This is a genomic window from Thermogutta sp., from assembly GCF_014359955.1.
Classification (GTDB): Bacteria; Planctomycetota; Planctomycetia; order Pirellulales; family Thermoguttaceae; genus Thermogutta.
Window position 1 is genome coordinate 1 of record NZ_JACIYL010000454.1, and the last position, 3646, is coordinate 3646.

At 59.6% G+C, this 3646-nt stretch carries 3 protein-coding genes; all 3 read left to right on the plus strand.

Features of this window, described 5'->3' with window-relative positions; all coding sequences use genetic code 11:
• The coding region (locus H5U08_RS12915; RefSeq protein ID WP_297033724.1) for a biotin/lipoyl-binding protein at window positions 1-1860 on the plus strand (1860 nt) is incomplete at its 5' end.
• A 100-nt stretch (window positions 1861-1960) separates the two neighbouring features.
• Entirely contained in the window at window positions 1961-2854 is an 894-nt protein-coding gene (locus H5U08_RS12920; protein WP_297033726.1) for an efflux RND transporter periplasmic adaptor subunit, read from the plus strand.
• 98 nt (window positions 2855-2952) lie between these two features.
• A partial coding sequence (locus tag H5U08_RS12925; RefSeq protein ID WP_297033729.1) for a PqqD family protein occupies window positions 2953-3646 on the plus strand: 694 nt, incomplete at its 3' end.

Below are 3646 nucleotides of genomic sequence, written 5' to 3' on the forward strand. Positions count from 1 at the left end.
AGCCTGGCCTATCAGATGAATCTCCAGCAGACGCGGCTGGCCGAAGATCCCGAAGGACGCCAGAAGCACAATCGTCTGCTTCAGCGCGTGCTTCAAACTAAGGAACCCCTTCTCGTCCCACCGCAGTCCGGCAGCGGCGAGAACAACGGGGAGGGGAATCCCACGGACTTTCTGCTCATTCTTGGCCCTGTGAAGACCGAACTGGAAGTGGTCGGTCTTGTGGAGGTCTTCCAGCGGCCGGACGCTCCTCCGCCCGCCCAAAAGGGCTATCTGCGATTTCTGACCCAGATGTGCGATCTGGCGGGCGACTATTTCAAGACCCAGCAGCTTAAAAGCCTGTCTGATCGTCAGATACTCTGGTCCCGGCTGGAAGAGTTCACGCGGCTGATTCATCAAAGCCTGGATCCCCGTGAAACGGCGTACACATTGGCGAACGAAGCGCGGCGGCTCATCGACTGTGATCGGGTGAGCGTTTCCGTCCGACGGGGACGCCGCCAGGTCATCGAGGCCATTTCTGGCCAGGATGTGGTGAACAAGCGCTCGAATGTGGTGAGACTCCTGGGGGATCTGGCGACGGTTGTGGCCGCGGCTCAGGAGAGCGTTTGGTATTGCGGCGACACGGCGCAGTTGGCTCCGCAGATTGAGGATGCGCTCCAGGAGTATGTGGATGAGTCGCATTCCAAGACGGTGATTGTGATTCCCCTGGGGCGGCCGGCTCCTCCTCCCACCGACGAAAGCGAGGCTGACCGTCCTGTGGACCGACCGCCGCCGGTGGGCACGATGATCGTCGAGCAGATCGAGGACAGCCGCATCACGCCGCAATTGCGGCAGCGTGTGGAGGTCGTTGCCGAGCATGCGGCCATCGCGCTGGCCAACGCGGTGGAACACAACGAGCTTTTCCTTATGCCGGTGTGGAAAGCCCTCGGCAAATCCCGCCTGATCACCCAGGCACGGATGCTGCCGCGAACGGTGCTTTTTGGGGCCCTGGCGGTCCTCGTGTGCCTGATGCTTGTTTTCGTACCGTGGCCGTACAAACTTCATGCACGGGGCACGCTGGAGCCCGTCGTGAAACGCGACGTCTTTGCGGGAATCGACGGTGTGGTCGATGAAGTGTTGGTCCAGCACGGACAGCACGTGGAAGCGGGCCAGGTGCTGGCCAGGCTCCGCAACACCGAATTGAAACAGAATATCCTGGAAATCGAGGGCCAACTGGCCTCCAATCAAAAGCAGATCGCCACCATCCGGCGGGAACTCGCTGACCTTCGGGCACTCAGCCTTCAGGAGCGCAATCGACTGACCGGGCAACTGGCAGAGCTGGAAGCCCGGCAGATCAGCCTCATCGCGCAACGGGCCATCCTCAAAGAAAAGGAAAAAGAACTGACCGTCATCAGTCCCATTGCCGGGGACGTCGTCACCTGGGACGTTTACAATCGGCTTATCAACCGGCCCGTCAATCGGGGCCAGATCCTCATGAGGATCGCCGACACGTCAGGAGACTGGGAACTGGAACTCCATATGGCTGAGGACCGGATGGGCGAGATCGCCCTTGCCCGTCGCCAGATCCAGCAGCGCGATCCCAACGAGGATCTTACGGTGGAATACGTGCTGGCCACCGATCCCGGTCGGGTGCGTATTGGTCGGGTTAAAGACATTTATGCCTCGGCGGAGGTTCTTCCCGAGGAAGGCAATGTGGTCATGATCAAGGTCGCCATCAACAAGGAGGATTTTGATCCCGCTCAGTTACGGCCGGGGGCCACCGTCAGCGCGAAAGTGCACTGCGGTACCCGATCCATGGGGTACGCTTGGTTCCGGGATCTTATTGCGTTCATTCAGACGCGGATTGTCTTCTACCTGTGGTAGAGGAAGCCTGGCCTGACGCCTGGAAACTGGCAGAGGGGACCAGGCGGATTCGTTCGGTGAGATTGGTGGAAATAAAGCGACAACTCAACACGGAACAACCATGATGATATGGTTCGTGCTCAGCATCGCACTGTGGGGAGTTGAGGTGGCGGGGCCATCGGCGGATTCCGCCGTGATCACTCTCCCCAACTGCCCGGTGTCGGTCGTCGAGGAAGCCCAGGTTCCCGCGCGCGTGCAGGGGCAATTGATTGAGCTTTCGGTGAAGGAAGGAGATACCGTCAAACGGGGAGATGTCCTTGGGCGAATCGATGACGCGGTGCTTCAGAAAACTCTGGATGTCAAACGCTATCAACTGGAAGCTGCCAAGAAGGACGCGGACAACGACGTCAATGTCCGCTATGCGAAGTGGGCCAATCTCGTCGCGGATGCGGAATATCAGCAGGCTGTGGACGCCAACAACAGGGCGCCGGGTGCTGTCCCCCAGGCCGAACTGCGGCGGCTTCTGCTGGAGCGCGGCAAGACTTCATTGGCGATCGAGCAGGCGGCCCACGATCTGGAAGTCGCCAAACTCACCGTGCAGGTTCGTCAGGCGGAGCTCGCGGAAGTGGAGGAGCAGCTCCGCATGTACCAGATCGTGGCGCCCATCGATGGGATTATCATCAAACGATTCTTGCATACCGGGGAGTGGGTGAAACCGGGCGATCCCGTTTTTCACGTCGTCCGGATGGACCGGTTGCGGATTGAGGGGATGGTCAGTGCGGAAAAATACCTGCCGTCCCAACTCGCCAAGGCGCCGGTGGTGTTTGTCGTCAAACTTCCGCAACTGGGAGAACGGCAGTTTCAGGGACAGGTGGTGTACGTCAGTCCCGTGGTGGAAGTAACCGGCGAATTCACGGTGTGGGCGGAGATCGTCAATGTTCGGGACGAACGAAGCGGCCACTGGTTGCTTCGCCCCGGGTTGACCGGCCAGCTTATGATTCGATTGAACCCATGATCACGAAGGTACGCAGAAGAACGGCCAGCCATGAAATCCTGCCGGGTTCTGCATATCAGTTGTGCACTTGTTGATCGCCCTGCGGGCCGGTAAAACGCATGGTCACACTTGCCGATAGTCTGCTCTCCAGTTCGGCGCGACCCCTTCCAATCCGGAAGCGACCGGATCTGCTGGCCCAGCGCCAGCGCTACGAGGGCGAAGTGTACTGGGTGGTGAAGGATCCGGTCGGCCTCAATTATTTCCGATTTCAGGAAGAGGAATTTTTCATCCTCAACCAGCTCGACGGCCGCTCCAGCCTCGACGAGATCAAGGCCCGTTTTGAAGCCGAGTTCCCCCCGCAGAAAATCACCCTGGAAGAACTCCAGCAATTCATCGGGATGCTCCATCGGAGCGGGCTGGTGGTGGCAGCAGCCCCCGAACAGGGGCGCCAGTTGCTGAAAAGACGTTCCGAACGCCGCAAACAGGAGTGGATCAGCGCCCTGAGCAATATCCTGGCGCTGCGGTTCCGGGGAATCGATCCCGAGCGGATCCTCAATGCCCTCTATCCCTGGGTGCGGTGGATGTTTCACCCCGCCTTCCTCATTGGCTGCGTCATCCTGTGGCTGGCGGCACTGCTGCTCGTCGCCGCGGAGTTCCGCGTGTTTCTTTCCCGGTTACCCAGTTTTTACCAGTTTTTTACTCCGACGAACGCCCTCTGGCTGGCACTCACGCTGGCGATCACGAAGATTCTTCATGAATTCGGCCACGGGCTGAGCTGCAAACATTTTGGCGGCGAATGTCACGAAATGGGGG

Coding starts and splice junctions, on each gene's coding strand:
- H5U08_RS12920 (WP_297033726.1), top strand. CDS start 1,961: ATGATGATATGGTTCGTGCTCAGCATCGCACTGTGGGGAGTTGAGGTG.